General features: G+C 71.1%; 17 protein-coding genes and 1 pseudogene. 16 read left to right on the forward strand and 2 right to left on the reverse strand.

From position 1 onward, the window contains the following. Positions 1–51 precede the first annotated feature (51 nt). Complete coding sequence (locus tag WME98_RS28895) at positions 52–1,182, reverse strand: beta-ketoacyl-ACP synthase III (RefSeq protein ID WP_437336026.1); 1,131 nt, start codon at positions 1,180–1,182, stop codon at positions 52–54. Between the two features lie 319 nt (positions 1,183–1,501). Here WME98_RS28895 and WME98_RS28900 point away from each other — a divergent pair, with 319 nt between their 5' ends. The 15 genes and pseudogenes from WME98_RS28900 (at position 1,502) to WME98_RS28970 (ending at position 21,729) form a co-directional block, all read left to right on the forward strand. Further along, complete coding sequence (locus WME98_RS28900; protein WP_437944959.1) at positions 1,502–2,515, forward strand: hypothetical protein; 1,014 nt, start codon at positions 1,502–1,504, stop codon at positions 2,513–2,515. A gap of 36 nt (positions 2,516–2,551) precedes the next feature. Next, positions 2,552–3,118 carry an RNA polymerase sigma factor gene (locus WME98_RS28905; RefSeq protein ID WP_437944960.1) on the forward strand — a complete coding sequence of 189 codons (567 nt, stop codon included), beginning with the start codon at positions 2,552–2,554 and terminating at the stop codon, positions 3,116–3,118. Beyond that, positions 3,115–4,038, forward strand: a complete 924-nt coding sequence (locus WME98_RS28910) for a hypothetical protein (protein ID WP_437944961.1) — start codon at positions 3,115–3,117, stop codon at positions 4,036–4,038. Before WME98_RS28905 ends, WME98_RS28910 begins: the two co-directional genes overlap by 4 nt. Further along, the gene (locus tag WME98_RS28915) at positions 4,035–4,784 is read left to right on the forward strand and encodes a hypothetical protein (protein WP_437944962.1); all 750 of its coding nucleotides are present in this window, start codon (positions 4,035–4,037) and stop codon (positions 4,782–4,784) included. Before WME98_RS28910 ends, WME98_RS28915 begins: the two co-directional genes overlap by 4 nt. A gap of 25 nt (positions 4,785–4,809) precedes the next feature. Then, complete coding sequence (locus tag WME98_RS28920; RefSeq protein ID WP_437944963.1) at positions 4,810–6,516, forward strand: TolB family protein; 1,707 nt, start codon at positions 4,810–4,812, stop codon at positions 6,514–6,516. A 192-nt stretch (positions 6,517–6,708) separates the two neighbouring features. Beyond that, positions 6,709–8,496: a peptidoglycan DD-metalloendopeptidase family protein gene (locus WME98_RS28925; RefSeq protein WP_437944964.1), complete on the forward strand. Its 1,788-nt coding sequence runs from the start codon at positions 6,709–6,711 to the stop codon at positions 8,494–8,496. 72 nt (positions 8,497–8,568) lie between these two features. Then, positions 8,569–9,495 carry a hypothetical protein gene (locus WME98_RS28930; RefSeq protein WP_437944965.1) on the forward strand — a complete coding sequence of 309 codons (927 nt, stop codon included), beginning with the start codon at positions 8,569–8,571 and terminating at the stop codon, positions 9,493–9,495. 100 nt (positions 9,496–9,595) lie between these two features. Next, on the forward strand, positions 9,596–10,507 hold the full coding sequence (locus WME98_RS28935; protein ID WP_437944966.1) for a hypothetical protein: 912 nt from the start codon (positions 9,596–9,598) through the stop codon (positions 10,505–10,507). Positions 10,508–10,638: 131 nt separating this feature from the next. Then, a pseudogene (locus WME98_RS28940) lies at positions 10,639–11,696 on the forward strand (3-keto-5-aminohexanoate cleavage protein). A 29-nt stretch (positions 11,697–11,725) separates the two neighbouring features. Further along, the gene (locus WME98_RS28945; RefSeq protein ID WP_437944967.1) at positions 11,726–12,706 is read left to right on the forward strand and encodes a quinone oxidoreductase family protein; all 981 of its coding nucleotides are present in this window, start codon (positions 11,726–11,728) and stop codon (positions 12,704–12,706) included. Positions 12,707–12,762: 56 nt separating this feature from the next. Next, complete coding sequence (locus WME98_RS28950; RefSeq protein WP_437944968.1) at positions 12,763–13,668, forward strand: TauD/TfdA dioxygenase family protein; 906 nt, start codon at positions 12,763–12,765, stop codon at positions 13,666–13,668. 71 nt (positions 13,669–13,739) lie between these two features. Continuing rightward, a complete protein-coding gene (locus WME98_RS28955; protein ID WP_437944969.1) occupies positions 13,740–16,019 on the forward strand; it encodes a hypothetical protein in 2,280 nt (759 codons plus the stop codon). A 174-nt stretch (positions 16,020–16,193) separates the two neighbouring features. Next, positions 16,194–17,066, forward strand: coding sequence for an NAD(P)-dependent oxidoreductase (locus WME98_RS28960; RefSeq protein WP_437944970.1), 873 nt, complete (start codon positions 16,194–16,196; stop codon positions 17,064–17,066). A gap of 312 nt (positions 17,067–17,378) precedes the next feature. After that, entirely contained in the window at positions 17,379–20,177 is a 2,799-nt protein-coding gene (locus WME98_RS28965; RefSeq protein WP_437944971.1) for a phage head spike fiber domain-containing protein, read from the forward strand. Between the two features lie 304 nt (positions 20,178–20,481). Further along, on the forward strand, positions 20,482–21,729 hold the full coding sequence (locus tag WME98_RS28970; protein ID WP_437944972.1) for an FG-GAP repeat domain-containing protein: 1,248 nt from the start codon (positions 20,482–20,484) through the stop codon (positions 21,727–21,729). A gap of 61 nt (positions 21,730–21,790) precedes the next feature. On the opposite strand, the gene WME98_RS28975 is transcribed toward WME98_RS28970, so the two are convergent. Then, positions 21,791–23,131, reverse strand: coding sequence for an MFS transporter (locus WME98_RS28975; protein ID WP_437944973.1), 1,341 nt, complete (start codon positions 23,129–23,131; stop codon positions 21,791–21,793). A 227-nt stretch (positions 23,132–23,358) separates the two neighbouring features. On the opposite strand from WME98_RS28975, the gene WME98_RS28980 reads away from it, so the two are divergent. Further along, the gene (locus WME98_RS28980) at positions 23,359–24,597 is read left to right on the forward strand and encodes a YncE family protein (protein WP_437944974.1); all 1,239 of its coding nucleotides are present in this window, start codon (positions 23,359–23,361) and stop codon (positions 24,595–24,597) included. The last annotated feature ends 292 nt before the right edge of the window (positions 24,598–24,889 follow it).

The following is a 24,889-nucleotide window of genomic DNA, read 5'->3' on the forward strand; positions in this document are numbered from 1 at the left end:
GGCGACGTGGTTTCCGGAAGCATCCTGAACCTCCCTGGGGATGACGGCGGGTCAGACGACGGTGAGCAGCATGAAGGCGATGACGCAGCGGCCGCTCTCCGGGACGAAGCCGAGGACCTGCTGGCCCGGCTGCAGATCCCGCTCCTCGATCAGCTGGTGCAGCATGAGGAGGATGGATGCGGCCCCCGTGTTCCCCTGGGAATAGAGGTTCGTGAACCAGCGAGCTTCGGGCACCATCGCGCCGGTCTTCGCGAGCAGCTTGACCATCTCTCCGCGGAGAGAGTGGGACGAGTAGTGCGCGAGGAAGTGGTCGATGGCCCCGGGCCTCAGCCGCCGCCGATCCACGAGCTCGAGGTAGTGCTTCGCCCAGACGGGGAACATGCGGTAGAGCAGCTCGAAGTCCTGCTTGAGGACGACGGCGCCCTCCTGCGCCGCGAGCGCGGGGCTGTCGTAGTGACTCCAGGGCTTCCTCTCGCCCGCTCGGTTCCTGGAGGTCCCCGCGTACATGCAGGGGTCGAAGCGGTCGGCGTAGGAGCAGAGATCGATCCAGTCCACCCTCAGCGAGCGGCGCCCTTCGTTCGGCCGGGTCTCCAGGAGCCAGGCGCCGGCCCCGTCGGAGAGGGTCCAGCGGAGGAACTCGGTCTCCATCAAGGCGGAGGATCCCTCGCCTTCCTGCGCCCGACCGGCGTAGAAGCCGGGCCGGAAGAAGCGGCTGGAGAGCTCGGCGGCGCAGGCCACGCCGCAGTCGTGCTCGCCCGCCTTGAGCTGGAGGTAGGCGGACTTGAACGCCATCATGCTGCTGGCACAGACGCTCTGGAAGCTGGCGATCTCCATGGGCCGCAGGCCGAGCTCGCCGTGGACCGCGCTGGCGAAGCCGGGGACGAGGAGGTCGCCCTGCGTGGTGGCCGCCGCCAGGAACGAGAGCCTCTCCGCGGCGATCTCGCTGCGGGAGAGCGCGTCCCGGATCGCGCGAGCCGCCATGTCCGCGCTGGTGTGGAGGTGCGCCCCGTCCGGCGTCACCGCGTAATGACGTGTCTTGATGCCGTTCTGCCGGAGGACGAAGCGCCCGAGCCTGGAGCGCCTGTCGTCGATCTTGCCGATGTACTGCTCCATCTCGTCGTTGGGGACCGGCTTGCCAGGCAAGAAAGCGCCAGTGCTGGTGATGTAGACGGAACGATCCATGATCCCTCTTCGCGGCAGCGATGGGCTGGGAGCTCGTCACGGCGGCCAGCAACACTACCTCAGTCGCCCTTGGCGGGCCGAGTTCCAACGATGTCCGTCGGTCGCGTCGTCGCGCTGTCGCGCGTCCGTCTTGGCCGGAACCTGCGGGAGCAGCCCGGGCGCCTCCCGAGCCGCCTCGGTGTTTCCGCGCCGCCATGCCGAGGGCGTGGCGCGAGGCGCGCTCCTGTGCGGGCTGGATGCGAATCGGGGAGCGATCGGGTATGGAGCGGCCTTATCGACGACCGCGTCGGTGCACGCCGATTGCCGAGGAGTGGTTTCGATGACGACGCCATGGACGATGAAGATGCGACCGAGCTCTGCGGTTCGCGGCAGATGCGCGGCTGCGGCGCTGATGACGTCCGTTGTCGCGTCGCCGGTGGCGCATGCTGCACCAGCACCGATGCGGCCCATCGAGGACGTCCTCGATGTGACGAGCGGCCGGTGTCTCGAGCGCCAGGCCATCGCGGCCCGGCTCAGGGCGCATCTCGGCAGGTCGGACGTGGATGGCCGGATTCTCATCCAGGTCACCGAGACGGAAGAGAGCGTGAGCTTCTTCGTCTCGCAGGGCGGCCGGGGGCCGCGACAGCCACGCGCGCTTCACGTGGACCGTGAAGCGCCTTGTGAAGAGCGCATCGAGGCCGTGGTGGCGCCTATGGCCGTCCACCTGAGGAGGCTCCCGCCCGGCGAGGCAGCGCCCGCGCAGCGGCCGGCCCCCCCGAGGGATGCCTCGGGCCCGTCATCCGCCCCGGACAGGCGACTGCCCATCGACGCTGGAGCATCGCTGGAGGGCGGCATGCTCATCGGCCCGCTATCGCGGGCGGCGTTCGTGCTGTCGCCCGCCGTCGATCTCACACTGGCGGCTACCTATTCCGTCCGGATCTCGGGGATGTGGACGCCGACGACGTTCGCTTCCTTGTTCGCCGACCCCTCGGCGGGGCCCTCGGCGCTCCAGCTCGTCGCCGGCCGCGTCGATGGCTGCCTCGGTCGTTCGGTGTCCGCTGTCCGCCTCCGAGGGTGCGTCGGCGGCGTGGCCGGGCGAGTCCACGCCGAGAACCGCGGTTTGCCAGAGCACCGAGCGGCGAGCCACAGCTGGATCGCGCTCGCCGCTCGCATTGGAGCGCAGGTGCAACTGCTCGGTCCGCTCAACATGGATGCCTCTGTAGATGGGCTCGCCAGCCTCCACTCCCCGTATTTTCGTGTGCAGCGAGATGACCCCAAGATGCCTCCGCTGGAATGGCGAGCCGCGGTGGCCGGGCTGGCCGTCAACCTGGGGGCTTCGGTCAATTTCTGGTGAAGGTTTGGGATCGACCCGCCATCCATGTCCGGTTCGATGGAACAACCGGAGGTACCCATCAGCACCGAGGCGCTCTTCCAGGAGCACGCCTACTTCGTGGCGCGCTTCCTTGCGCGACTCGGGGCCGATCCTCAGGACATCGCAGACCTCGTCCAGGAAGTTTTTCTCGTGGTCCATGCGCACGGCGGGTACAGACCGGGCCCGGCGCGCCCGACCACCTGGCTGGGCACCATCGCGGTGCGGGTCGCGCAAGGCGCCCGCAAGGCGCGGCGGCGCGGCGGTGTCACCGGCAGCGAGACCGTCATCGCGTCGGCGGTCTCCGATGACGCGACCCCGCTCGAAGCCGCCGTGGCCGTCCAGGATCTGCGGCGACTCGCGGCCGCTCTGGACGTGCTCGACTTCGCGCATCGCGCCGTCTTCGTGATGTACGAGCTGGAGGGCGAGCCCCGGGAGGCCATCGCTCAGGCGCTGGACATCCCGGTGGGCACCGTGGACTCGCGGCTCCACACGGCCCGGCGCAAGGTGAAGGAGGCATTCGAGCGCGCGGAGACGACGCCGCACGCGCCCCGGCCGCTCTCGGCGCTCGAGAGGAGGGCGGGATGACGAGCGAGCCCACCCGGTTGGTGGACGATCCGTCCACCCCCGATGCCCTGCGAAGCGCCATGGAGCGCGCGGTGTCCGCGCCCTGGGTGAACTACGACGTCCAGATCGGGCTCGCGAAGCTGCAAGCGGCCATCAAGGCAGGGCCGCCCGGCGCGCCGCCGGCGCCCAGCGCGGCCGCGGCGGGCGGCGCGCCGGTCAAGGTGGTCCTGGGCGTCGGCGCGAAGATGCTGCTCGCCGCCGTGACGGCGGCGTGCCTCGGCGGCGCCGCGTTCTGGCTCGGGCGGGACGACGCGCGTCCGCCGGCCGCGAGGAACGGGCTGGCCGCGTACGCCGCGGCGCTGGAGGCGCGCGCTGCGGCCAGGCCCACGCCGACCTCGCCGGCAGCGGGGCCTCGCCTCGTGATGGAGGATGGCGTGGCGCCCGGAGACGGTCGGTTCGGTTGGCCCGGCCCTGCCGCGGCTGCCCCTGCGCGTCCTCCCGTGCGCCGCGCCGCGCCGAGGGCGCCCGCCGCGGGCTCGCCGGGCGCCGCGGCGTCCGCCGCTTCGTCCGGGGTCGCCGCCGCCGCGCGGCAGCCCGCTGCGCCGGAGCCCGCCGCGCCGCCGCCCGAGGCGACCGCGACGGCATCGCGGCCGGCGCCGAACCCCCTCGCGGAGGAGATCGCTCACCTTGCGCGAGCTCACGCGCTCCTGGCGCGGGACCCGGAGCAAGCGCTGTTCATGGTGGAGGAAGGCCAGCAACGCTTCCCGAGCGGCGCGCTCGCCGAAGAGCGGGAGGTGATTGCAATCCACGCTCTCGTCGAGATCGGCCTGGAGGACGACGCCAGGCTCCGCGCCAAGCGATTCTTGCGTCGCTATCCGGACAGCCATTCTGCGGCGGATATCCGGAGGATCGCCGGACGCGACGTCAGGGGGAAACCATGAGATCTATCGACCACCGACGGATTCAGGAGCGGGGAGGGGGGCGGCGCGGCCGCGCGGCGGAGGCTGCGCTGCTGCTCGCCGTCCTCTCGTGCGACGGGCCTCAGACGCTCGGCATCTTGCCCGGGCCGGCTGGACCAGGTCAGGGCGGCGCGGGCGGGTCCGCGTCAGGGACGGGGGCAGGGCAGGCGCTGGACGACGGCACGCGCGGTCAGGGCGGGGCGCTCTCCGGTCCTGCTGGCGCGTGCACGGAAGAGTCCCAGTTCTCCATCCTGGTCCACGAGTACGATCCGGCGGCACCAGGCGAGGGGTTCGGCCCTGCGGGGTGCAGCAGCGATCCCGGCGACCCGGTAGGCCTGTCCATCGCCTCGCAGCGGCTCGGCAACCTGCTCCGGGTCTACGTGCGGCGAGCCGACGGCGCGGCGCTGGATCCCGGTGTGCAGCTCACGTTGTACGTCGGCTCTGCCGTCGAGGGCGACTCCCAGTGCCAGGCCGATGTCGCCAATGTCCCCAAGGAGGTGCAGCACGGCGTCCTCGACGCAAAGACGCATTACCTCGACCTGTCCATCTGTCCTTATGACCCTTGCTGGTGCGAGGGCCTGGAGAAGATCTTCTGGGTCGCCGAGTCTGTTCCAGGTTACGAGTCGCTGCGAGCCTCGTCGGCGATCCCCCTCGTGCGCAACTGCATCCCCGAGACGGGCGCCTGTCCCGAGGTCGGCACCTGTCCACCCGAGTTCCCATGCCCGTGACCCCAAGCAACGAGGAGCTCTGCCCATGCACGCCTCCCGCTTGCGCGTGGCCTTGACGCTCGCCGCGCTGGCTCCGGTCGCCGCCGGCTGCGCCGAGGGCTCCACGCTGGATCCCGCGAGCCCCGGCGGTCCTCCCGCGGATCCTGCGGGCGTGTTCCCTGCCGCACCGGTGCTCCTCCCCGGCGCCCCGGGCAGCGCGCCGGACCTGTTCGGTCCACCGGACAGCGGGCTCCCGGACGGCGGCCCCTGCCTGCTGAGCCCCGAGCCGGGTGCGCTTGTGCCGCTCGACTGGGCCCCGCTCGAGATCGAGCTCGTCGCTCCGGCGTCGCAGGACCTCTTCGAGATCCGGCTGCACGCGGAGGCCGCTGCGAACGAGCTCGTCCTGTACACCCCGAGCCGTCGCCCGAGGGTGCCTCGCGACGTATGGACGAGGATGACCGCGATGCTCCGCGACCACCCCGTGGTGGTCTCGGTCCGCGGCGCCACCCTTGATGGCGAGCACCTCGCGGGGCCGCCGGCGCGCGGCTCGACCGCCACGTTCACGATCGCTCCGGTCGAGGCCGGCGGTCGCATTCTCTTCACGAGCTCCGATCCGGACCGGCAGAACGCCGCGATCCACGGCGTGGCGGTCGCATCTGGCGGGAATCCGTCCGTCGACCTGATCCCCGGGTCCGAGCGCGGAGGCACCACCTCGCCCGCCATCCGGTGCATCGGCTGCCATGAGGTCACCCCCGATGGTCGTGGCATCGGCGCCATGGTCGTGCGCTACGCCATCCCGCCGGGCGACGCGTCCTTCGCTGCCCGGGACGAGCCGTGGCGGAACGAGATCCTCGCCCTGCCGAGCACGAGCTCGGGTGAGCCCGGCGGGAGCTTCCCCTCTTTGCCCGGCGCCAGCATCGTCACCCGCCTCGCCGGCGATTTCCTGGCCTTCTCTCCGGCGCACTGGGCCGGCGGCGACCGCGTCGCGATCGGCGTCATCGGCGCAGGGGTCGACAGGAACGACCGGGCGCTGCGCCAGCTCGCCTGGTTCAACCTCGACGCGGTCTCCAGGAGCCCAGGTATCGCTTACGAACCGCTCGCGCGCACCGGCGATCCCGCGCCGGCCGCCGTGATGCCGGCGTTCAGCCACGACGGCGCGCGGGTCGTGTACGCGTCGTGGCGCGACGATCCCGAGAGCGACGTCGAGGAGGTCGTCCATACCGACCTGTACTCCATTCCCTACCGCGACCCGCGGTCGCCCCGGGCGATGCCGGTCCCGGGGGCCGCGGAGCCGGCCTTCAACGAGTACTATCCCGCTTTCTCTCCCGACGACGAGCTCATCGCCTTCACCCGCACGGCGAGCCCGCGCAGCACGCACAGCCCGCCCGACGCGGAGATCTACGTCATCCCGGCCGGAGGCGGCGCGCCCGTGCGGCTATCCGCCAATGACCCCCCGGCCTGCTCGGGCTGCCTGAGCCCGGGGGTCAGGAACAGCTGGGCCCGTTTCGCGAAAGAGGCGCGACGGCACCAGGGAAAGACGTATTACTGGATCGTATTCAGCTCTGGCCGGCGCGGACATCCGAACCACGATCCCTTCCAGCAGATCTACGTGACCGGCCTGGTCGTCCGCGACGGCGTCCTCTCGCTGCACGGAGCGTTGCGTCTGCCGGGGCAGCCGGACGAAGCGCGCAACATCATGCCTTCCTGGGACCAGCTCGCCGAGCTGCTGCCGGAAGACGTCGAGCTGCGCTGACCTCTCGCCCCGCGCGATACCCAAAGATCGCGTGAGGGATATCGACGTCCGTGGCATTCATGGCAGGAGCGACGCGCTGATGGCGGGGATGCCCCCCGCGCGCGCGGCGACGCTCTCCGCTGTTCCGATCCGGTGAACCCGATGCCCGCAGCGGGCACAGGCTCGAGCGCCGGAATGGAAGGAGTTCAGGCCATGAAATCGATCCCCTCTCGCTCGCTCTCCCTCGCGTTGCTGTTCGTCATCACGGGCTGCGGCGCCGAGGGGCCGGATCTGCTCGATGGCTCCAAGGAGCCGCCGGACAGCGCCCGTTCGTCGCTGTCCGACGACGCCCTGCTCGCCGCTGCCGTCGACGCTGAGGAGCGCGGCGAAATCGAGCTGGCCCTCCGGTGCTACGAGGCGCTCGGGCGCTCTCCCAGCGCCTGGTACGCTTGGGCCGGCGTGTCGGGCCTCACCGCCCTCCACCGCATGCTCGGCGATTTCGACGCCGCGCGCGCCGTGACCGCGCGCGTTCGGGCGGAGCAACCCGATCGCGCAGGCCTGATGCACGTGTGGGACGGCGACACCGCGGCCATCGAGGGGGACACCGCGCGCGCCCTCGATGCGTACGGCGCGGCGTTCGACGAGCACGGGGTGCAGGTCGCCGGGCAGCAGCACCCCATCGGGCTCGTGGCGCTGCGGCAGATCTCCCGCGTGCACCTCGGCGCTGGCGACCCTGCCGGCGCCGCCGCCGTGCTGCGCGAGCTGGTCCGGCGGTACCCGGACCACCGAGACGCGGAGCTCGCCCTCGCGAGCGCGATCGCGTTCGACGCGATGGCCGACGGCGCGCTGCCCACGAGCTCGCTCCCCGAGCTGCTGCACGAGGGCGGCTGCGTCGAGGGAGCGCCCTGTGCCCTGGCCAGCCGGGGCCTCCCGCCGCCGAGGGCCGCTTCCGTCGCCACCGAGCTCGCCGGCCTCTCGGGGCTCCGCTTCACGCTGAGCGCGGAGGACGACGCGCTCGCTCGGTCGGTCCGGCGCGCGACGCTCCTGCGAGGTGAGCGCGCGCGGACGGCGGTCGAGCGCGAGGCCTCCGCGGCCGCTTGCGTGGTCCCGGTGGCGTCGGATGGCTTCATGATCCCCTTGGCGAACGATCACTCCGGGTACACCTTCATGGAGTCCCCGGACTCGACCGGCGGTTACCACCCGGGGCTCGACATCAACGGCCCCGGCGGCGGGGACTCCGATTGCGGTCTGCCCTTCGTCGCAGCGGCGAGCGGATGCGTGACCGACTCGAGCCCTGCGAACTGGGGCTCGGCCACCGTCCAGAGCGCTTATGCGCTGCGCACATGGACGCACCAGTACGGCCACGCGTCGGCCATCCTCTACTCCACCGGCGCTGCCGTGGCGAAGGGCGCCTCGCTCGGGTACGTCGGTCGGGTCGGAGCGAAGTCGTGCCACCTGCATTTCGAGATCCGAGAGCAAGATCACCCGAACGCGACCAGCGCCGACTACTACAACACGTCGTCGCAAGCGAACGTCGGCGACTGGTACCAGGATCCCTTCCCGTTCATCGGCGCGCACCGGTCCTACGCGGCCATCACGTGGGTGGACGAGGACGCATTCACGTTCTCCGGGTCCTGGACCAGCGTGTCGGGCGTCGGGGACGAAGACGATCTCCGCTATGCGGTCACCACCCCGACGTCATCGAAGACGAGCTACGCGCGGTACACCGTCATACCGTCTTCCTCGCGGAACTACCAGCTCTGGGCCTTTGTCCCCTGGAACCACGCGACCAGCACGGCGGCGCCTGTCAAGCTGTACAATCCGTCGAACGTCGCGGTCATCAGCGGCGCGGTCAACCAGAACATCCGCTACGACGCTTGGGTGCTCGTCGGCGCCGCGGCGCTCGCGGCAGGCGCCGCGTACTCCCTGGAGGTCGCGAGCAACACCGGCGAGAGCGGCCGGAAGGTCGCCGTGGACGATTTCCTGATCGTCGGCCTCTAGAGCCGATCCCTCGATGCTGTGGCGACTCGCCGAACACGGATTTCAACGCGAATTTCGACGGAGGATAAGACGATGAACAACGATGGTATGCGCGTGCTAGACAGCGACGGTCGCGCGTCGATTCTGGTCCGGATCTTCGCAGGGCTAGCCTGGCTGCCCGGCGTGCTGGCCGGCTGCGGTGCGGCCGACGACGGCGTCGTCGAGGGTGAGGCGGCGGGCGCGGGGGGTGAGAGCGACGTGGCCTCAGAGGCGCTCGTCCCTGTCCCCGCCGGCTACAGCGAGGTCGCCCTGAGCGCTCCGAGCTCCGGGGTGCGCGTCTTCAAGAGGAACGACGCAGACGAATGGGTGACGATCGTGGATCTCCGGCAGGCGACGGCGCGGAACATCACCGGCGCGGTGAGCGGGGGAGATCCCGACTACCTGCTGGTCCAGAGGAACTCGTACACGGCGTACTGGACCGACGCGAGGAGCCACGAGACCTCGACCCGGAAGCTCCGGGTGGTCGTCAGCGGCACTTTCGGAGCGTTCACCTACCCCACGGGGATCGCCTTCGGGCTGAAGAAGGACGGCTCCCATATTTCGTATGGATACGCCGCGCCCGGAGGGCCAGCGCCCGAGAGCTTCAACGTCAAGCTGTTCACGTTCAACAATCCGATGAGCCGCGCGTGGATCGGCACGTACGATCGCTCCTCGTTCGGCTCGCCGGACGTGGTAGGCGCGCTCGACGTCGCCGCGGACAAGAACAAATACGCGAGCATCCAGCGCACCATGGTCGGCGTGCGCGACGACAATGGCGACGGCGACCTCGAGACCATCCTCGTGCTGTCGACGAGGCGGGCCACGCAGGCCGTGGCCGCCAGCAGGCTCAGCGCGTTCGGAGCGCACGAGATGGCGATGCTCGATGGCAGCGGCAGCACGTCGCTGATCGTCGACGGCGCGACCCGGATCGCGGCCGACCGGCCCGTCCCGCACGCGATCGCGTTCTACTCCGGGAAATGACCCCGGCCAGCGCGCGAGCGACCTGGACGCTGACACGAGCTCGTGTACCATCGCGAGCATGCGTCGACGATGCGCGTTGGTCGCGGTGATCGCGTGTGCCATGGCGGCCTGTTCGGAGTCGCCGCCCGACGCCGGCGCGGGCGGCGGCGGCGCGGGTCCCGCCGGCAGCGGCGGCGCCGGCAGCACCGCGGAGACCAGCTCGAGCGCGGCGGAGGGCACGACCTCCAGCACCGCGACCGGCACCGCGGCCGAGGGTGGGGGAGGCGGGACCGGGGGAGGAGGAGGCGCGCTCGAGGGCGCGTGCGCGAGCGTCTCGGAGGTGCCACCCGAGCTGGGGCTCGACCCTTTCTACAAGAAGTACGTCGACGCCTCGGGGATCCCCGTCGTGAGCTCCGAGAGGCCGCCGGACGCGGCGCTGCTGCGCGCGTGCTCGGTCGTCGTCCGCATGCTCGGCCTGCGCGACGACGTGCGTCTAGCGATGATCGAGAACCGCACGCGGGTCGCCGTGATGGCGGAGACGGAGGTGACGACCGATATCCCCGAGCACAGCGACCTCTACGAGGCGTTCCCGGGGACGGACTGGGACACACGGGCCCGCGGCCTCGGCGCGACCCCCGCGCGCCCGGCGAGCTCCTGCGCCGAGGAGAACGTCCTGTGTTATCCGAGCGATCGGTACACGGGCGAGGACATCCTGGTGCACGAGTTCTCGCACGCCATCGCGATCATGGGCATCGCCTTCGCCGAGCCGACGTTCAACCGAGAGCTCGAAGAGGCGTTCGAGGGCGCGCTGGCGGCCGGAAAATGGGCGAACACCTACGCCGCGACGAACAAGGACGAGTACTGGGCCGAGGGGGTCCAGGACTGGTTCGACACAAACATCGAGTCGATCCCGGGGAACGGGATCCACAACGAGATCAACACCCGCGCGGAGCTGCGCGAGTACGATCGCCCGCTTTACGATCTCATCGCCAGGTACTTCGCCGACGACGCATGGCGGCCGAGCTGTCCCTGACAGGACAGCGGCGCCCTTGCGTTTGCAAAGGCCAGAGACCAGGGAGGACTTCAGCGGCGTGCTCCAGCGCGCCGACGCGTGCGACCTCCGCACCCCCCCGGTTCGACGGCGACCTGAAGCGAGGGATCTCTATGAACTTTCTGGATGATTCCCTGTTTCCCGAGAAGCAAGAGAAGCTCGTCATCACGGTGGCGCCTACGGGCCGGAGTGGGAGCCGGCCGATTTTCCGGAAGACATCGCGGTGACGATGGCCGAACAGGTCCAGAAGGCGGTGGACTGTTATAACGCGGGCGCCACCGTGGTGCACGTGCACGCGCGCGACGCGGAAGGCAAAGGCTCGAAGCGGCTGTCGATGTTCAACGAGCTGCTGGCGCGCCTGCGCGACGCGGTGCCCGACATGATCCTGCAGGTCGGCGGATCGATCTCCTTCTCCCCGGAGAGCGGAGGGGAGCAGGCCAAATGGCTGAGCGACGACACGCGTCACAGGCTGGCCGAGCTCTCGCCGAAGCCCGACCAGGTCACGATCGCGATCAACACCACCCAGATGAACGTCGTCGAGCTGATGAGCGAGGACGACGTCGCCGGCAGCTCGTTCGCGCGGCCGGACGTCCACGAGGCGTACCGCGAGATGACCGTGCCGGCCGGCCCGGCCTGGGTCGAGGAGCACCTGAGGCGGCTCTCGGGGGCGGGCATCCAGCCTCACTTTCAGCTCGCCAACATCCCCCAGCTCGAGACCGTGGAGCGCCTGATCCGCCGTGGCGTCTACACCGGGCCGCTCAACGTCACGTGGGTCGCCATCGGCGGCGGGTTCGACGGGCCGAACCCTTACAACATGATGGAGTTCATCCGACGCGTGCCCGACGGCGCCTGCCTGACGCTGGAGACCCTCATGCGGAACGTGTTGCCGATCAACACGATGGCCATCGCGATGGGGCTGCACGCCCGCTGCGGCATCGAGGACACGCTGTGGGGACGCAAGGGTCAGCGCATGACCTCCGTGCAGCAGATCGAGCAGACCGTCCGCATCGCGCGCGAGCTCGGCCGCGAGCTCGCGGACGGCAAGGAGGCCCGCCGCATCTACAAGATCGGTGAGACGTACCGGAGCGCCGATGAGACGCTCGCGAAGCTCGGCTATGCGCCCAACCGCAAGGTGGGCGAGCGAGGGGTGCCGCTGCGCGTGGCGGCCTAGCGCCGGGGCGAGATCCGGGGGGGAGCTCGATGGAACACGCAGTCCGCTTTCACCAGACCGGCGGTCCGGAGGTCCTCTGCTGGGAGGAGGCCAGCGTCGGCACCCCGGGTCCCGGCCAGGCCCGGGTGCGGCACGTCGCCGTGGGGCTCAACTTCGCCGACGCCTATTTTCGCAGCGGGCTCTATCCCGTGCCGCTCCCCAGCGGCATCGGGGTGGAGGCCGCCGGCGTGGTGGAGGCGGTCGGCGAGGGCGTCACGAACGTCGCGCCGGGCGACCGCGTGACGTACACCGGCTTCCTCGACACGCTCGGAGCGTACTGCACCGAGCGGATCCTGCCCGCGGCGCCGCTGATCCGGCTGCCGGACGGCATCGGCTGCGAGACCGCCGCGGCGATGACCATGCGGGGCCTCACGTCGGCTTACCTGATGCGCCGCATCTGGCCGCTCAAGGCCGGCGACAGCATCCTGCTGCACGCGGCGGCGGGCGGCGTGGGCCTGATCGTCTCGCAGTGGGCGAAGCTCCTCGGCCTCCTGGTGATCGGCACGGTGTCGAGCGACGCCAAGGGGGATATCGCGCGCGCCCACGGCTGCGATCACGTCATCCATTCCGGCCGCGAGGACGTGGCGAGGCGGGCGCGCGAGCTGACCGGCGGGGCCGGCGTGTCGGTCGTCTACGACGGCATCGGCAAGGACACGTTCGCCGGCTCGCTCGCCTCGCTGAGGCGGCGCGGGCTGCTCGTGTGCCTGGGCACGGCCTCGGGCCCGGTCCCGCCGCTCGACGTGGCGCAGCTCGCGGCCAGGGGATCGGTGTTCGTCACGCGCCCGGCGCTCGCCGACTACATCGCCGATCCCGCGGAGAAGGGCGAGCTCGCGGGCGAGCTGTTCGGCCACGTCGCCGCGGGGCGGATCCGGATCGAGATCAACCAGCGCTACAGCCTGGAGGACGCGGCGCAGGCGCACCGCGATCTGGAGTCGCGCAGGACGACCGGATCCTCGATCTTCGTCGTTTGACGCATGAGATCGCCTGTTGGGCGCGTGCCCACGCACGCTGAACCCGGAGGACCAGAATGACAAGCTCAAGCTCTGCCGGATTGGCCGCCGCTCGCGCGCCGGCGCGCGACTCCATCCAGGTCAAACCGCTCACCTGCACCATCGGCGCCGAGCTCGGCGGCGTCAGCCTGGCCGACGCCGCGCGCGACGACGCGCTCTTCGCGGAGATCAGGGCGCTCTTGTTGAAGCACCGGGTCCTGTTCCTGCGCGACCAGGACATCACGCGCGCGGATCACGTCGCCTTCGCGAGGCGCTGGGGCGAGCTCGAGGACCACCCCATCGCCGGCAGCGATCCCGATCATCCGGGGCTGGTGCGCATCTACAGGGACGCGAACAGCCCGCCGGATCACTACGAGAACTCGTATCACTGCGACGCGACCTGGCGCGAGGCGCCGCCGATGGCCTGCGTCCTGCGCTGCGTCGAGACGCCGGAGGTCGGCGGCGACACCATCTGGGTCAACATGGTCGAGGCGTACAATCGCCTGCCCGAGCGCATCAAGCAGCGGATCGCCGGGCTCCGCGCGAGGCACAGCCTCGAGGCCACCTTCGGCGGCGCGATGGCGATGGAGAAGCGCCACGCGCTCAGGGCCCGCTATCCCGACGCCGAGCACCCGGTCGTGCGCACCCATCCGGAGACCGGCGAGAAGGTCCTGTTCGTCAACGCCTTCACCACGCATTTCGTCAACTTCCACACGCCGGACAACGTGCGCGTCGGCCAGGATTTCACGCCCGGGGCGAGCCACCTCTTGAGCTACCTGATCAGCCAGGCGGCGATCCCCGAGTACCAGGTCCGCTTTCGCTGGAGGAAGAACAGCGTCGCGATCTGGGACAACCGCTGCACCCAGCATTATGCCGTCCAGGATTACTGGCCTGCGGTGCGCAAGATGGAGCGCACGGCGATCCTCGGCGACCCGCCCTGCTGACCGCGACGTACCCGCAAGCGCTGCCCGGTCGACAGGCCGCCTGGCCGGGTCTACCGTACCGATCTCCCGCGATGCGAACGGCGGCGCGACCCCTGACCCGGCGACGAGCGCCCGCGCTCCCAACGGCGCTCGCCGCCTGCCTGCTCGGCGGCGCTTGCTCGGAGGCGCCGCCGCCCCCGGCCGGCCAGGGCGGCGCCGGGCCGGGCGGCGCCGGCGCGACGTCCGCGACGACCACCTACGTGAGCGTCGGCGCCGGCTTCGGCGGCGCCCCGGAGGAGCTGCCGCGCTCGTTCGTTGTGACCGGGGTGGTCACGGACGGCGCGGCGCCGCTCGAGGGCGCCATCGTGATGCAGGCCGGCGGCGAGCCGGCCCTGGTCACCGGCGCGGACGGCGCGTTCTCCGTCGAGATCACGCGCGACATCCCGGGCCAGCCGACCGTGGTCGCGGCGAAGATCGGGTATCGGACCGACGGCATCGAATTCGAGGCTGTCCCCGACGGGCCGGTGGAGATCGCCCTGCGCGGCGTGTCGCCTCCGGACAACGCGCTCGGCTACACCTACGGAGACCCGGGCGAGGGCGATCCCCACAATTCGACGCGGTTCTGCGATCACTGCCACACGACGCTCGTGGCCCAGTTCCTCGAGTCGGGGCACGCGCGGTCGGCGAAGCGCCCGCTCCTCCAGGCCGTCTACGCCGGGGTCTCGCTGGCCCACGGCGACGAGGCGTCGTGCGCGGCCGCGGGCGGGCGCTGGAAGGCCGGCCGCGTCCCGGGGACCGAGGCCGGCGTCGCGATGCGGTGCTACCTCGGGAGCGGCGTGCTGCCGGATCTCAACCCGTCCTGCGGCGGCGCGGGGCGGCCGTCGTGCGACGACCCCGCGCTGCCCGCGGCGGAGCGGCCGGCGGCCTTCGGCGCGTGCGCCGACTGCCACGCCGCGGGGATCGACGGCCCCGCGGGCGGGCGCGACCTGCTCGACGCCACCGGCATCGCCTTCGAGAAGGGCGACCACTGCGACGCGTGCCACAAGGTCCGCGACGTCGATCTGAGCAAGCCGCCCGGGGTCGCCGGCGCCCTGATGATCCAGCGCCCGCGGGAGCGGAGCTCCGCCGATCCTGCCTCGAAGCTGCTCGACGTGATGTTCGGCCCGCGGCCCGACGTGCCGAACAGGTTCATGGGCGGGAGCTACCAGCCGAAGTACTCGACCTCGGCGTACTGCGGCGGCTGCCACGAGCAGAAGCAGGCGGCGCTCCTGCCGGGCGCGGCGCTCGACCCGGCGCGCTGGCCCGATGGGCTGCCGATCCACGAGACGTTCTCGGAGTGGGCCGGGAGCGCGTGGAACCGCCCCACGTCGCAGTGCCAGGCCTGCCACATGCCGGAGACCCCCTCGCTGAAGAGCAGCGTCGACGTGACGACCGAGGCGAACGCGAGCGTCTCGCTCGGCTTCGTCCGCCCGCCGGGGTCGGTCCTCTCGCACGTCTTCCTCGGGCCGCTGCAGGGCGAGCCGCCGCTCCTCCGGGGCTCGGTCGAGGTCCGCGTCGCTGCCGCCTCGGTCGCGTCGGGCGAGCTCGAGGTCACGGTCGCCCTGACGAGCGAGCTCGCGGGCCACGCGGTCCCGACCGGGGAGCCGATGCGCGCGCTCGTGCTCCTCGTCGCCGCGGAGGCCTGCGGCGCGCCCATGGCGCCGTCGAGCGGGATGACGGTGCACGACACGGGCGGCGCGCTCGCGGAGGCGCGCGTGGGCCAGGGCGCGCGGCTCTCGGGCGCGGCGCTCGCCTGGCCGGAGGGCGCGGCGCGCGCGAGGGCAGGGGACGTGGTGCGGGTCGTCCGCCCCACCGGCGCGTACGACGATTACACCGGCGTCGGCCGCTTCGCGGATCCGTCGCTCGACGCGGCCGACAAGGGGCTCGAGATCCGCGCGCCGGTCGGCGAGGCGCGGGTGGTCGAGGCGGGCGGCGGCGCGATCGCGCTGAGCGGCGCGATCCCGGCGCAGGACGGGGACATCGTTTATCTTGGCGCGCCGGCGCCCGCGCCGCCGGTCGACGTCGAGCGACCGGCGGCCGCGTTCGCCGGCGCGGCGGGCTACACCTTCGCCAAGGTGCTCGTCGATCCGGCGGGCGCGCGGCACGCGCCGCAGCACCGCGCCGTCGACATCGCCAGCGACAACCGCATTCCGCCGGGGCACGTCGCGGTGACCTCGCACGGCTTCGCGGTCCCCGCGGGCTGCTCGGGGACGGCGAACGTCACGGCCACGCTGCTCTACCGGCCCGTCCCGCTCACCCTCGCGCGCGAGCGGGGTGTCGACGCGCGCGATTACCTCGTCGACGCGGCGGCCTGGCCGGTGCCGCTCGACTGAGCGGCGCGGGCGGTGGACCCGCGGACCGGCGACGATCGTCCGAACGTGCTCTCCGAGCACCCATTCGTGCGCGACGGCGGCTCGCGCAGGACGCACTCATGGCGAGCATCCGCGCGGGCCCGCTGGCAAGCGGCGCCCGCTGTCGACTGCGGGTGCGCCAATGGAGGACATCGTATGCGCGACGTTTCGGTCATCGGTCTGGGTCTCATGGGTTGCGAGCTCGCTCGGGCGCTGCTCCGCGGCGGCTTCCGGGTCACCGTCTGGAACCGGACGAGCGCGAAGGCTGAGCCGCTCGTCGCGGAGGGAGCGGCGCTCGCGTCGAGCGTCGCAGCTGCGGTCCAGGCGAGCGCGGTCGTCATCGTCTGCGTCACCGACTACCAGGCGACGTACCGCGCGCTGGCGTCGACGGACGTGACCTCCGCCCTCGCCGGCAAGGTGCTCATCCAGCTGAGCACGGGGAGCCCGGACGATGCCCGCGAGGGCGAGGCATGGGCGAAGCAGCGGGGAATCGAGTACCTCGACGGAGCCATCCTGGCGATCCCGAACCAGATAGGGAAGCCCGAGAGCGCCATCCTCGTCTCGGGGGCGGAGCCGGCGTACCGGAAGAGCAAGGCGCTCCTCGAGAGCATGGTCGGGACCGTGACGTACCTCGGGGGGCAGGTCGGCGGGGCGTCCGCGCTGGACCTCGCGTTCCTCTCGTACCTGTTCGCGGGACTCGTGGGCTTCTATCACGGCGCTCGCATCTGCGAGGCCGAGGGCCTCCGCGTGGACCATTTCGGAGCCATGATGGCCGGCGCCGCTCCGGCCATCGGCGGGATGGTCAGGCGAGGTGGCGACGCCATCCACGCCGGAGACTACGAGAACCCCGAGGCATCGCTGGAGATCTGCGCGAAGAGCATGGACCTGCTCCTGCGCCAGGCGAAGGCGGCGGGGATCAACGACGAGCTGCCGGCGTTCGTCGCAGGGCTCTTCAGGAGGGGAATGGCGGCAGGCTACGGGAGCGAGGCGCCGGCCGCGCTCATCAAGGTGCTGCGCGCGGGCGCCTGACGCGCTGGAGCGGCTCGACGGTTCGAATCATCACGCTGACGAACAGCGGTTCAGCGCCGATCCGCCCGTTGTCGGGGCACCTGTCGTTATCCTGCGCTTCGAACGAATCCATCGATGCATCCCGGCCGCCGTGCGCGAGCGATCGCTGGAGTGCGGTGTGACGGAGTACGTCCTCAGGTGCTTTGCGCCGCGCGCTCCGCGTGGTCATGCTTACAACGCTTCAACCGGGACGGCTGGATCGAGGGGTGGGCGGGCTGTCGCTCGTGCCGCGATCTGCCGCGAGGGCGGTTGAGCCGAGAGAGAGGACCTTTCATGAGCGCTTGGAAAGAGCCGGTCAGGATCTGCATCCCCACGAACATCAACGCCACGACATCCCAGGTGCAGAACGGCGTGACGCTCGCGTTGGACGATCGTGTCTTGCTGGTCGGGCAGTCGCATGCGCCGCAGAACGGTATCTATTACGTGCAGTCCGTCTCGGCGCCGAACGTCACGCTCGCGCGGGCGCCCGACGCCGACGCGTCGAGCGATTTCACCCCCGGGATGAGCGTCTGCGTGGGCCCCGAAGGGACGCTGTACGCCAACACCGAATGGGTGCTCACGGCGACCGGCCCGATCACCCTCGGGACGACGAGCCTCACCTTCAAGCAGCGCATGTTCGGCCCCGCCCGCGCGCCGACGGTGCACGCGAGCGAGCAGCCGGGCGCGAACGCGGGCGAGCAGATCCGGAACGCGATCCTCGCGCTCCCGTGCACCGGCGGCGTCGTCGACGCGCGCGGGATCTCCGGCAGCGTCGAGGTCACCGCGCCGATCGTCGTGGATCGGCCGGTCACGCTGCTGATCGGCGCGGCGACCTACACGGCCAAGGCGAGCACCCCGGCCGCGACGGCCGCCAACCCGATGTTCGACATCCAGCCGAACACGACGGTGTGCGGCGCCTCGAGGCCGAACTTCGCGGTCGTCGGCCTGGACCCGTACGCCTCGACGTTCAAGACGACCCTCGAGGACGGCGTCCTCTTCGAGCTGTCGGGCAACTTCACGAACACCGTCGGTCGAGGCAGGGAGTATTTCGCGGTCGAGCAGATGACGCTCGACGGCGGAAACTCGGGGAGCACCGTCGTCAGCGGCAGCATGATGCTCAAGACCCACCCGTATCCGACGCTCGACTTCCAGGACGGGCTGATCCGCATCGAGCACAATACGATCCAGAACTTCGGCGGCACCGCCGTCCACATCGACGACTCGGTCTACGTCTACCGGATCAACGGCAACCAGTTCAAATCCAACGCGGCCTCCATCCACATCGGGCTCTTCGCGGACGGGTCCATCAAGGAGAACTGGTTCTGGCAGGCGCTGCAAGGCCCGAGCAGCGGCCCGACGCTCACGGTGCTCGGGCCCGCGGTGCGCGTCGTCAACAACTACTTCCTGCGCGCGCCGATCTACGACACCGTCGCGGAGCCGGACATCCTCCTCGTCCCCAGCCAGGATAAGCGAGGGAACCGCCAGGCCGGCGGGTACGCCTGGATCCTGGACAATCGATTCGCGAGCGAGCGAGAGAATTTCAACAAGGCGCGCGTGCGCATCAAGGTCCGTGGAAGGTCGGAAGGCGCCGAGGATCTGGCGACCGTGGGCGGGCCCCTCATGGTCCGCGGGAACCTGTTCCTGGGCAACGCGGCGCCGATCGTGTCGGTCTCGGCGTCGTCGAACGTCGTCACCGTCACGCTCAACACGACGACCTTCAGCTCCGTGCCCACCCAGGGCCTCGCCGTCGGGGACCGGGTGACGATCACCGACGTGACCCCGGCGGAGTTCAACGGCGAGTTCACCGTCACGGCGGTGACCCCGACGACGTTCCAGTACGCGCTGGCGACGACGGCGACCTCGGGGACGGGCGGCGGCGTCAGCTCGGCGGAGACGTTCGCGATCGAGCTCGATAACCCCGGGTTCATGCACGACATCAGCCAGAACATCTTCGCGAACTACGCGACCCTCATCAAGGACGCGCAGAGCCGGGTCGATGGCTCCTACGGCGGGTCGATCTTCGCGAACAACCACGTCATCGCGCCGCGGGGCGGCGGGTACAGGGAGTTCGTCAACGAGGGTCGAGAGTTCTCGGTCGTCCGGCCGAGCGCCGGGTCCGCGCTCGAGCGCGTCGACGGCGAGGCGCGCCAGGTGGAGACGAGATACCTCATCAACCGGCTGCACAAATCCGAGCAGCTCGACGGGTGGACCAAGAACGGGAGCATCGTCGTCGCAGCGGGGGAGGCCGATCCGTTCGGCGGCGCCCGCGCGTTCAAGGTCACGCTGGGAGGAACGACGAGCAGCCAGTACATCGCCAGCGTCGTCGATATCGTCAACCCGTCGAGCGCGCTGGCGACCGGCACGCGGCTGTTCATCACGTTCTGGGCGAGGATCCCGGCCGGGTCGACGGCGGACGCCGCGACCATGGTGGTGTCGATGCGCGATCTCACGGACGCGACGACCGCGGGCGACATGTTCACGGTCAACCTGGGCAATCAGTGGAAGAAATACAAGCTCGTGACCAACGGCATCGTCGCCGGGCACACGTACAGGCTGCATTTCTATCCCGGCTATTTCGACCGGCTCCAGGGCGAGGTGACCTTGTTCGGGCCCCAGGTGTCCGAGCTCGACGCGGATTACCTCCCGAACCAGGGTACGCAGTCGGCGTACGACAAGACCGCCGGGAGCCGGTTCGAACAGGCGGCCATCTTCACGGCGATCAAGACGAGCCGCCGCGCCGGCACGAGCGCGCCGAGCATTCAGGGGACCCCGTCGGGGCTCGGCACGGGCGGGAGCGCCGCCCTGGTGGCCGGCTCTACCCAGGTGTCCGGGACCATCGAGCTGACGGCCGACTCCGCCGGCGCGTCGAGCGCGGGCTCGGTCACCGTCGCCTTCGTGGGGAGCGACTACGCGACGGGCAACGCGCCCGTCGTCATCGCGACGCTCGCCGACGGGAACCAGCCGTGGGCGGGGACGGCGCAGGCGCGCCTCAGCGCGTCGAGCAGCACGGACTTCACGGTGGCCTGGTCGACGAACGGGGCGGCGCTCGCCGCCGGCAAGAAATACAGGATCAACTACCACGTGCTCGCGTGACGTCTTGAGGTCTCCCGCTCGCCTCCTCATGTCCACCAGGGGCGAAGGGCGCCGAACAGCGCCTTTCGCCTCCAGGCAGCCGAGAGGCGTCCGGTCAGCGGGAGCGAGGCGTGGGCTGCGCCACGCGTCCACGAGCAGCGAGCGCCGGAGAGGCGCCGCTGCTCGTGGACGCGGCCGCCGAGCATGTCGTGGATGGCCCGCGGCGCACGGTCGATCGGACGGACGCGCGCGGGTACAGTACCGAGAAGGGATGCTGACGATGCCGAACAGAATGGGGTTGATGACGATGCCGAAGAGAATGGGGTTGATCTGGGGAGCTCTCGTGGCGCTGGGCTCGATCCTGGGCGGGTGCAGCGACGAGGCGACGTCGCCTGCGGATGCCGGCGGCGCGGGTGGCGGCGCAGGCGCGGAAGGCGGCGCAGGCGCGGGAGGGGATGCGGGCGCGGGAGGGGATGCGGGCGGGGGAGGCGGCGCGGGCGGGGGAGGCGGCGCGGGCGGGGGAGAGGGGGGATACGAGCTGGCGGGCGCTTACCCTGCGAGCGACGGGGACAAGGCGCGCCTCGTGGCCGTCGGCGACATCGACGGCGACGGCGCGAACGACGTGGTCCTCGCGGGCGTCGAGGGCGCGTCCGCCGTGGCGCTGCGCAACAAGGGCGACGGCGCGCTCGAGCCCGTCGACACCATCGAGCTCAGCGGCGCCCCCTCGGGCGTCTTCCTGGCCGCGATCGACGCCGACCCGGTCCTCGACCTGGTGACCCTCAGGAACTGCGACGCCTTTCCGTGCGCCGCGGTGGAGGTCTACCCGGGGCTGGGCGACGGGACGTTCGATGCCCCGGTCGTGGCGCTGGAGGTGCCCGACGACGGGCTCCACGAGCCGATGATGGCGCACGCCGCGCTGGGCGATCTCGACGGCGACGGGCGCGCCGAGATCTACGCCTCCCAGAGCTCCGAGCTGTACGCCTGGCTGATCCGGCGGGGCGAAGACGGCAGCTTCACCAGCGAGAGCGTGCGCGCGCTCGATGCGCCGGCGCTCGTCGACCTCGACGGCGACGGCGAGCTCGACCTGGCGGGCGGGGCGGTGGACGCGGATCTGTCCTCCACCGTGGTGATCCGCAACGAGGGGGACGGGTCGTTCCCCACGCCCGTGTCGGTGGCGAACACCGGGGCCTCCGCCATCGCGACGGGCGATCTGAACGCGGACGGCAACCAGGACCTCGTCGCGGTGAACTACGCGTCGCTCTCGCTGCTGCTCGGCGCGGGCGACGCGGCGACCTTTTCCCAGGAAGATTGGATGTTCGAGGCGCCCCTCCTGTCGCCGGTGGTGACCGACTTCGACGGCGATGGGGAGCGCGACGACGTGCTGGTCCTCCAGGGGGACAGCGTGAACGTGTTGATCGGCGAGGGCGACACGTTCCGCCCCGCGCCCGCGATCCAGGTCGGCTCCGAGCTGCTCTCGCTCGCAGTGGCCGACATGAACGGCGACGCTCACCCCGACCTCCTGGTCACCCGGGGCGAGACCGGCGATCTGGCTGTCCTGCTCTGGACGCCTTGATCGCCCGGCGTGGCGCCCTCGAGCGCTGACCCGAGGCTCGCTTCGACCTCTCGCGCTGCGCTCACTCCTTGGCCGGGGACGTCATCTCGGTGGTCTGGCCCAGGGCCTCGGCGATCTCGGGCAGGATGCCGAGCCGCACGTAGATCGGCCGGGTGAGCCGCCGCAGCTCCGGCAGCTTGCGCACGAACACGCCGATCGCGGCGAGCGTCGCGACGCCGCCCCACAGCACGGTCGCCGGCGCGCCGATGCGGCCGCCCAGCCAGCCGGCGATCAGGCTGCCGAACGGGGCCATGCCGAAGAAGGCCATCGTGTAGAAGCTCATGACGCGGCCGCGCTTGTCCTCCTCGACGATCGTCTGGAGGAGCGTGTTGCTGGCCGCCATCTGCACCATCATGCCGCCGCCGATGAGCGCCAGCAGCGGCGCCGACAGCCACACCGAGCGCGAGAACGAGAACCCCACGAGGCCCAGGCCGAACAGCGCGCCGGCGATCCACAGCGCGCGCCCGAGCCCGAGGACGCTCCGCCGCGAGGCGAGCCAGAGCGCGCCCGCGACCGCGCCGACCCCCGACGCCGCCATGAGCAGCCCGAGCGTGTACGCGCCCCCGTGCAGCACCTCGCCCGCGAACACGGGCATCAGGATCGTGTAGGGCATGCCGGTCAGGCTCACCACGGCGAGCAGCAGCAGGATCGCGCGGATGGGCGCGAACGAGGACACGTAACGGAACCCCTCGCGCAGGTCGGCGAGGACGTCGCCGCGCTTGGCCGCGCGCCGCTCCGGGCGGGCGATGCGCATCGCGAGGAGCGAGGCGATGACGGCGAGGTAGCTGATGGAGTCGATGGCGAAGCACCAGCCCTCGCCCACGGCGGCGATGAGCACGCCGGCGATCGAGGGGCCGAGCAGCCGAGCGCCGTTGACCATCGAGGAGTTCAGCGCGATGGCGTTGGAGAGGTCCTCGCGCGCCTCGACCATCTGGACGACGAACGCCTGCCGCGCCGGGGTGTCGAAGGCGTTGATCACCCCCTGGAACGCGGCCAGGACGAGGACGTGCCACACGGTGATGGTGCCCGTGAGCGCGAAGGCGGCGAGCAGCGCCGATTGCACCATCGCCAGCGCCTGCGTGATCACGAGGACGCGGTGGCGATCCCAGCGATCGACGAGGACGCCGGCGATCGGGGCGATGAGGAACGTGGGTATCTGGCCGGCGAACCCGACGATGCCGAGGAGCAGCGCGGAGTTCGTGAGGCGATAGACGAGCCAGCTCGTGGCGACGCGCGTCAGCCATGTGCCGATGAGCGACGCGCCCTGACCGAAGAAGAAGAGGCGGTAATTGCGGTGCCGGAGCGCGCGCCCCATCACGGCGAGCGTCGAGTCGTTGGGAGCCGTGCGAGCGGGTGAATCCACGAGGCGTGAGCCTAGCACCGGGGCGCGGCGCGGCGCCGGCCCGGGCGGCCGCGGCGCCCGTGGCAGCGCAATTTGGTTCCCCGGGTGCAGCACCTCGCGGCCGCCGGTCGCCCAGCGCCGCGGCGCGCACGGGCGGGCGGATCCGTGGTACGGCGAGCCGCGTCCAGCGCGGGCGGCTGCTAGGATGCGGAGGGGCCGGGCTGGCGGCGCTCGTCTCGAGGTCATCCATGGTCATCGCGCGATTCCTGGGTTGCGCGCTCGCGGCGGCGGCGCTGGCGGGCTGCAGCGACCCCGATTCCATCATCGAAGTTCGCTACGGTGCTTACGAGGGCGACCCCTATCCGAACCGGCGTCCGGAGATCGCGATCCCGGAGGGCGGAATGGGCGTGGTGACCGATAGCCTCTCCGATACGATCTCCCTCATCGCGCTCGAGACCGGGGAGCGGTTCGGCGTCCGCCCCGTGGGCCGCGAGCCCGTGACGATCGATGGGCCTCACCGCGCGGCCGTGGACGCCGCGGGCGGCGCGCTCTACATCGCGCTGTCGTACCCCGACACCGCCGGATCGAGCGGCCCCCACGCGGTGCACGGCGGGAGCGCGGTGGCCGGCTATGTCCAGAAGCTCGCGCTCGACGATCTGCGCATCCTCGGGCAGGTGCGCGTCGAGGCCAACCCGGGCGACATCGCGATCTCCGAGGACGGCCGGCGCGTGGTGGTCTCTCATTTCGATCTCAAGCGCGCGCTCGACAACCCGGACGACCTCGAGGCGGCGCGCTCCTCGCTCGCGGTCGTGGATCCGGACGCGATCTTGCCTCATGGCTCGGCCGCGCCGACGCGCATCCCGGTCTGCAAGGCCGCGAACGGGATCGCCCTCTCGCGGCCGGACGGCGCGCGGGCCTATGTGGCCTGTTATGGCGACGACGCCCTCGCGATCGTCGACCTGACGGACCCGGACGCCGAGGTGAAGCTCGTCCCGGTCGGGCCGCCGCTCTCGTCCGACGCCCACGCGTCGTCCTACGGGCCCTACGCCGCCGTCATGTCGCCCGATCAGAAGACCATCGCCGTGAGCAACACGGACAGCAGGGAAGTGCGCTTCTTCGATGTTGCGTCGGGGACGTTCGACGAGGAAAAGACGATCCTCACGATCGGCGCGCCCTATTTCGCCGCGTGGACCCCTGACGGGAGCGCCATCTACGTGCCGACGCAGGTGCCCGACACGATCGCGCGGATCGGGATGACCGCGGACGCCCGCGGCGCCGTCTCCCGGAACATCAGCGAGGAGTGCTTCAGGCCGCACCTCGCGGCGCTCGACGAGGAGCACGGGCTCTTCATCGTCTGCGAGGGCGACCAGACCGTGACGCCGGGCAAGGTGCTCCGGCTCGATCCCGAGACGCTGGCGACGCGCAGCGAGGCCGAGGTGGGCCTCTTCCCCGACGCGTTCGCGCGCGTCGCGGCGGGGGCGCGATGAGGGCCCGACGGCGCCATCGGCAACCCGGGCAGCTGGCCGATCGGCTCGGGACGTGAAAATCGTCTTGTATAGCGTCTTGTCTTCCGTTATAACGGATGAATGTCTCCTTGCCTCGCCGCCGCGCGGATGTTCGGTTCTCACCTGGGGGCCATAGGCGCGCGCCGTCGAACGAGCGGTTGCCCTTCGTGCTGTAGTTAGCCGCATACGCCGTGGCGCGAGCTGCGGTGAGGAGAACAGCGAGGCAGCGCACCCGTGTCCACGGCGACGCGCCACGCTGTCGTTCGTCGTGACG

The sequence above is a fragment of the Sorangium sp. So ce296 genome, assembly GCF_051529605.1.
GTDB lineage: Bacteria > Myxococcota_A > Polyangia > Polyangiales > Polyangiaceae > Sorangium > Sorangium cellulosum_D.

Bases quoted from the DNA above. Each gene is read 5' to 3' on its own strand.
- WME98_RS28980 (WP_437944974.1), top strand. From the start codon at position 23,359: ATGGTCATCGCGCGATTCCTGGGTTGCGCGCTCGCGGCGGCGGCGCTG.
- WME98_RS28895 (WP_437336026.1), bottom strand. From the start codon at position 1,182: ATGGATCGTTCCGTCTACATCACCAGCACTGGCGCTTTCTTGCCTGGC.
- WME98_RS28965 (WP_437944971.1), top strand. From the start codon at position 17,379: ATGAGCGCTTGGAAAGAGCCGGTCAGGATCTGCATCCCCACGAACATC.
- WME98_RS28945 (WP_437944967.1), top strand. From the start codon at position 11,726: ATGGAACACGCAGTCCGCTTTCACCAGACCGGCGGTCCGGAGGTCCTC.
- WME98_RS28925 (WP_437944964.1), top strand. From the start codon at position 6,709: ATGAAATCGATCCCCTCTCGCTCGCTCTCCCTCGCGTTGCTGTTCGTC.
- WME98_RS28900 (WP_437944959.1), top strand. From the start codon at position 1,502: ATGACGACGCCATGGACGATGAAGATGCGACCGAGCTCTGCGGTTCGC.
- WME98_RS28960 (WP_437944970.1), top strand. From the start codon at position 16,194: ATGCGCGACGTTTCGGTCATCGGTCTGGGTCTCATGGGTTGCGAGCTC.
- WME98_RS28915 (WP_437944962.1), top strand. From the start codon at position 4,035: ATGAGATCTATCGACCACCGACGGATTCAGGAGCGGGGAGGGGGGCGG.
- WME98_RS28955 (WP_437944969.1), top strand. From the start codon at position 13,740: ATGCGAACGGCGGCGCGACCCCTGACCCGGCGACGAGCGCCCGCGCTC.
- WME98_RS28905 (WP_437944960.1), top strand. From the start codon at position 2,552: ATGGAACAACCGGAGGTACCCATCAGCACCGAGGCGCTCTTCCAGGAG.
- WME98_RS28920 (WP_437944963.1), top strand. From the start codon at position 4,810: ATGCACGCCTCCCGCTTGCGCGTGGCCTTGACGCTCGCCGCGCTGGCT.
- WME98_RS28935 (WP_437944966.1), top strand. From the start codon at position 9,596: ATGGCGGCCTGTTCGGAGTCGCCGCCCGACGCCGGCGCGGGCGGCGGC.
- WME98_RS28910 (WP_437944961.1), top strand. From the start codon at position 3,115: ATGACGAGCGAGCCCACCCGGTTGGTGGACGATCCGTCCACCCCCGAT.
- WME98_RS28930 (WP_437944965.1), top strand. From the start codon at position 8,569: ATGAACAACGATGGTATGCGCGTGCTAGACAGCGACGGTCGCGCGTCG.
- WME98_RS28950 (WP_437944968.1), top strand. From the start codon at position 12,763: ATGACAAGCTCAAGCTCTGCCGGATTGGCCGCCGCTCGCGCGCCGGCG.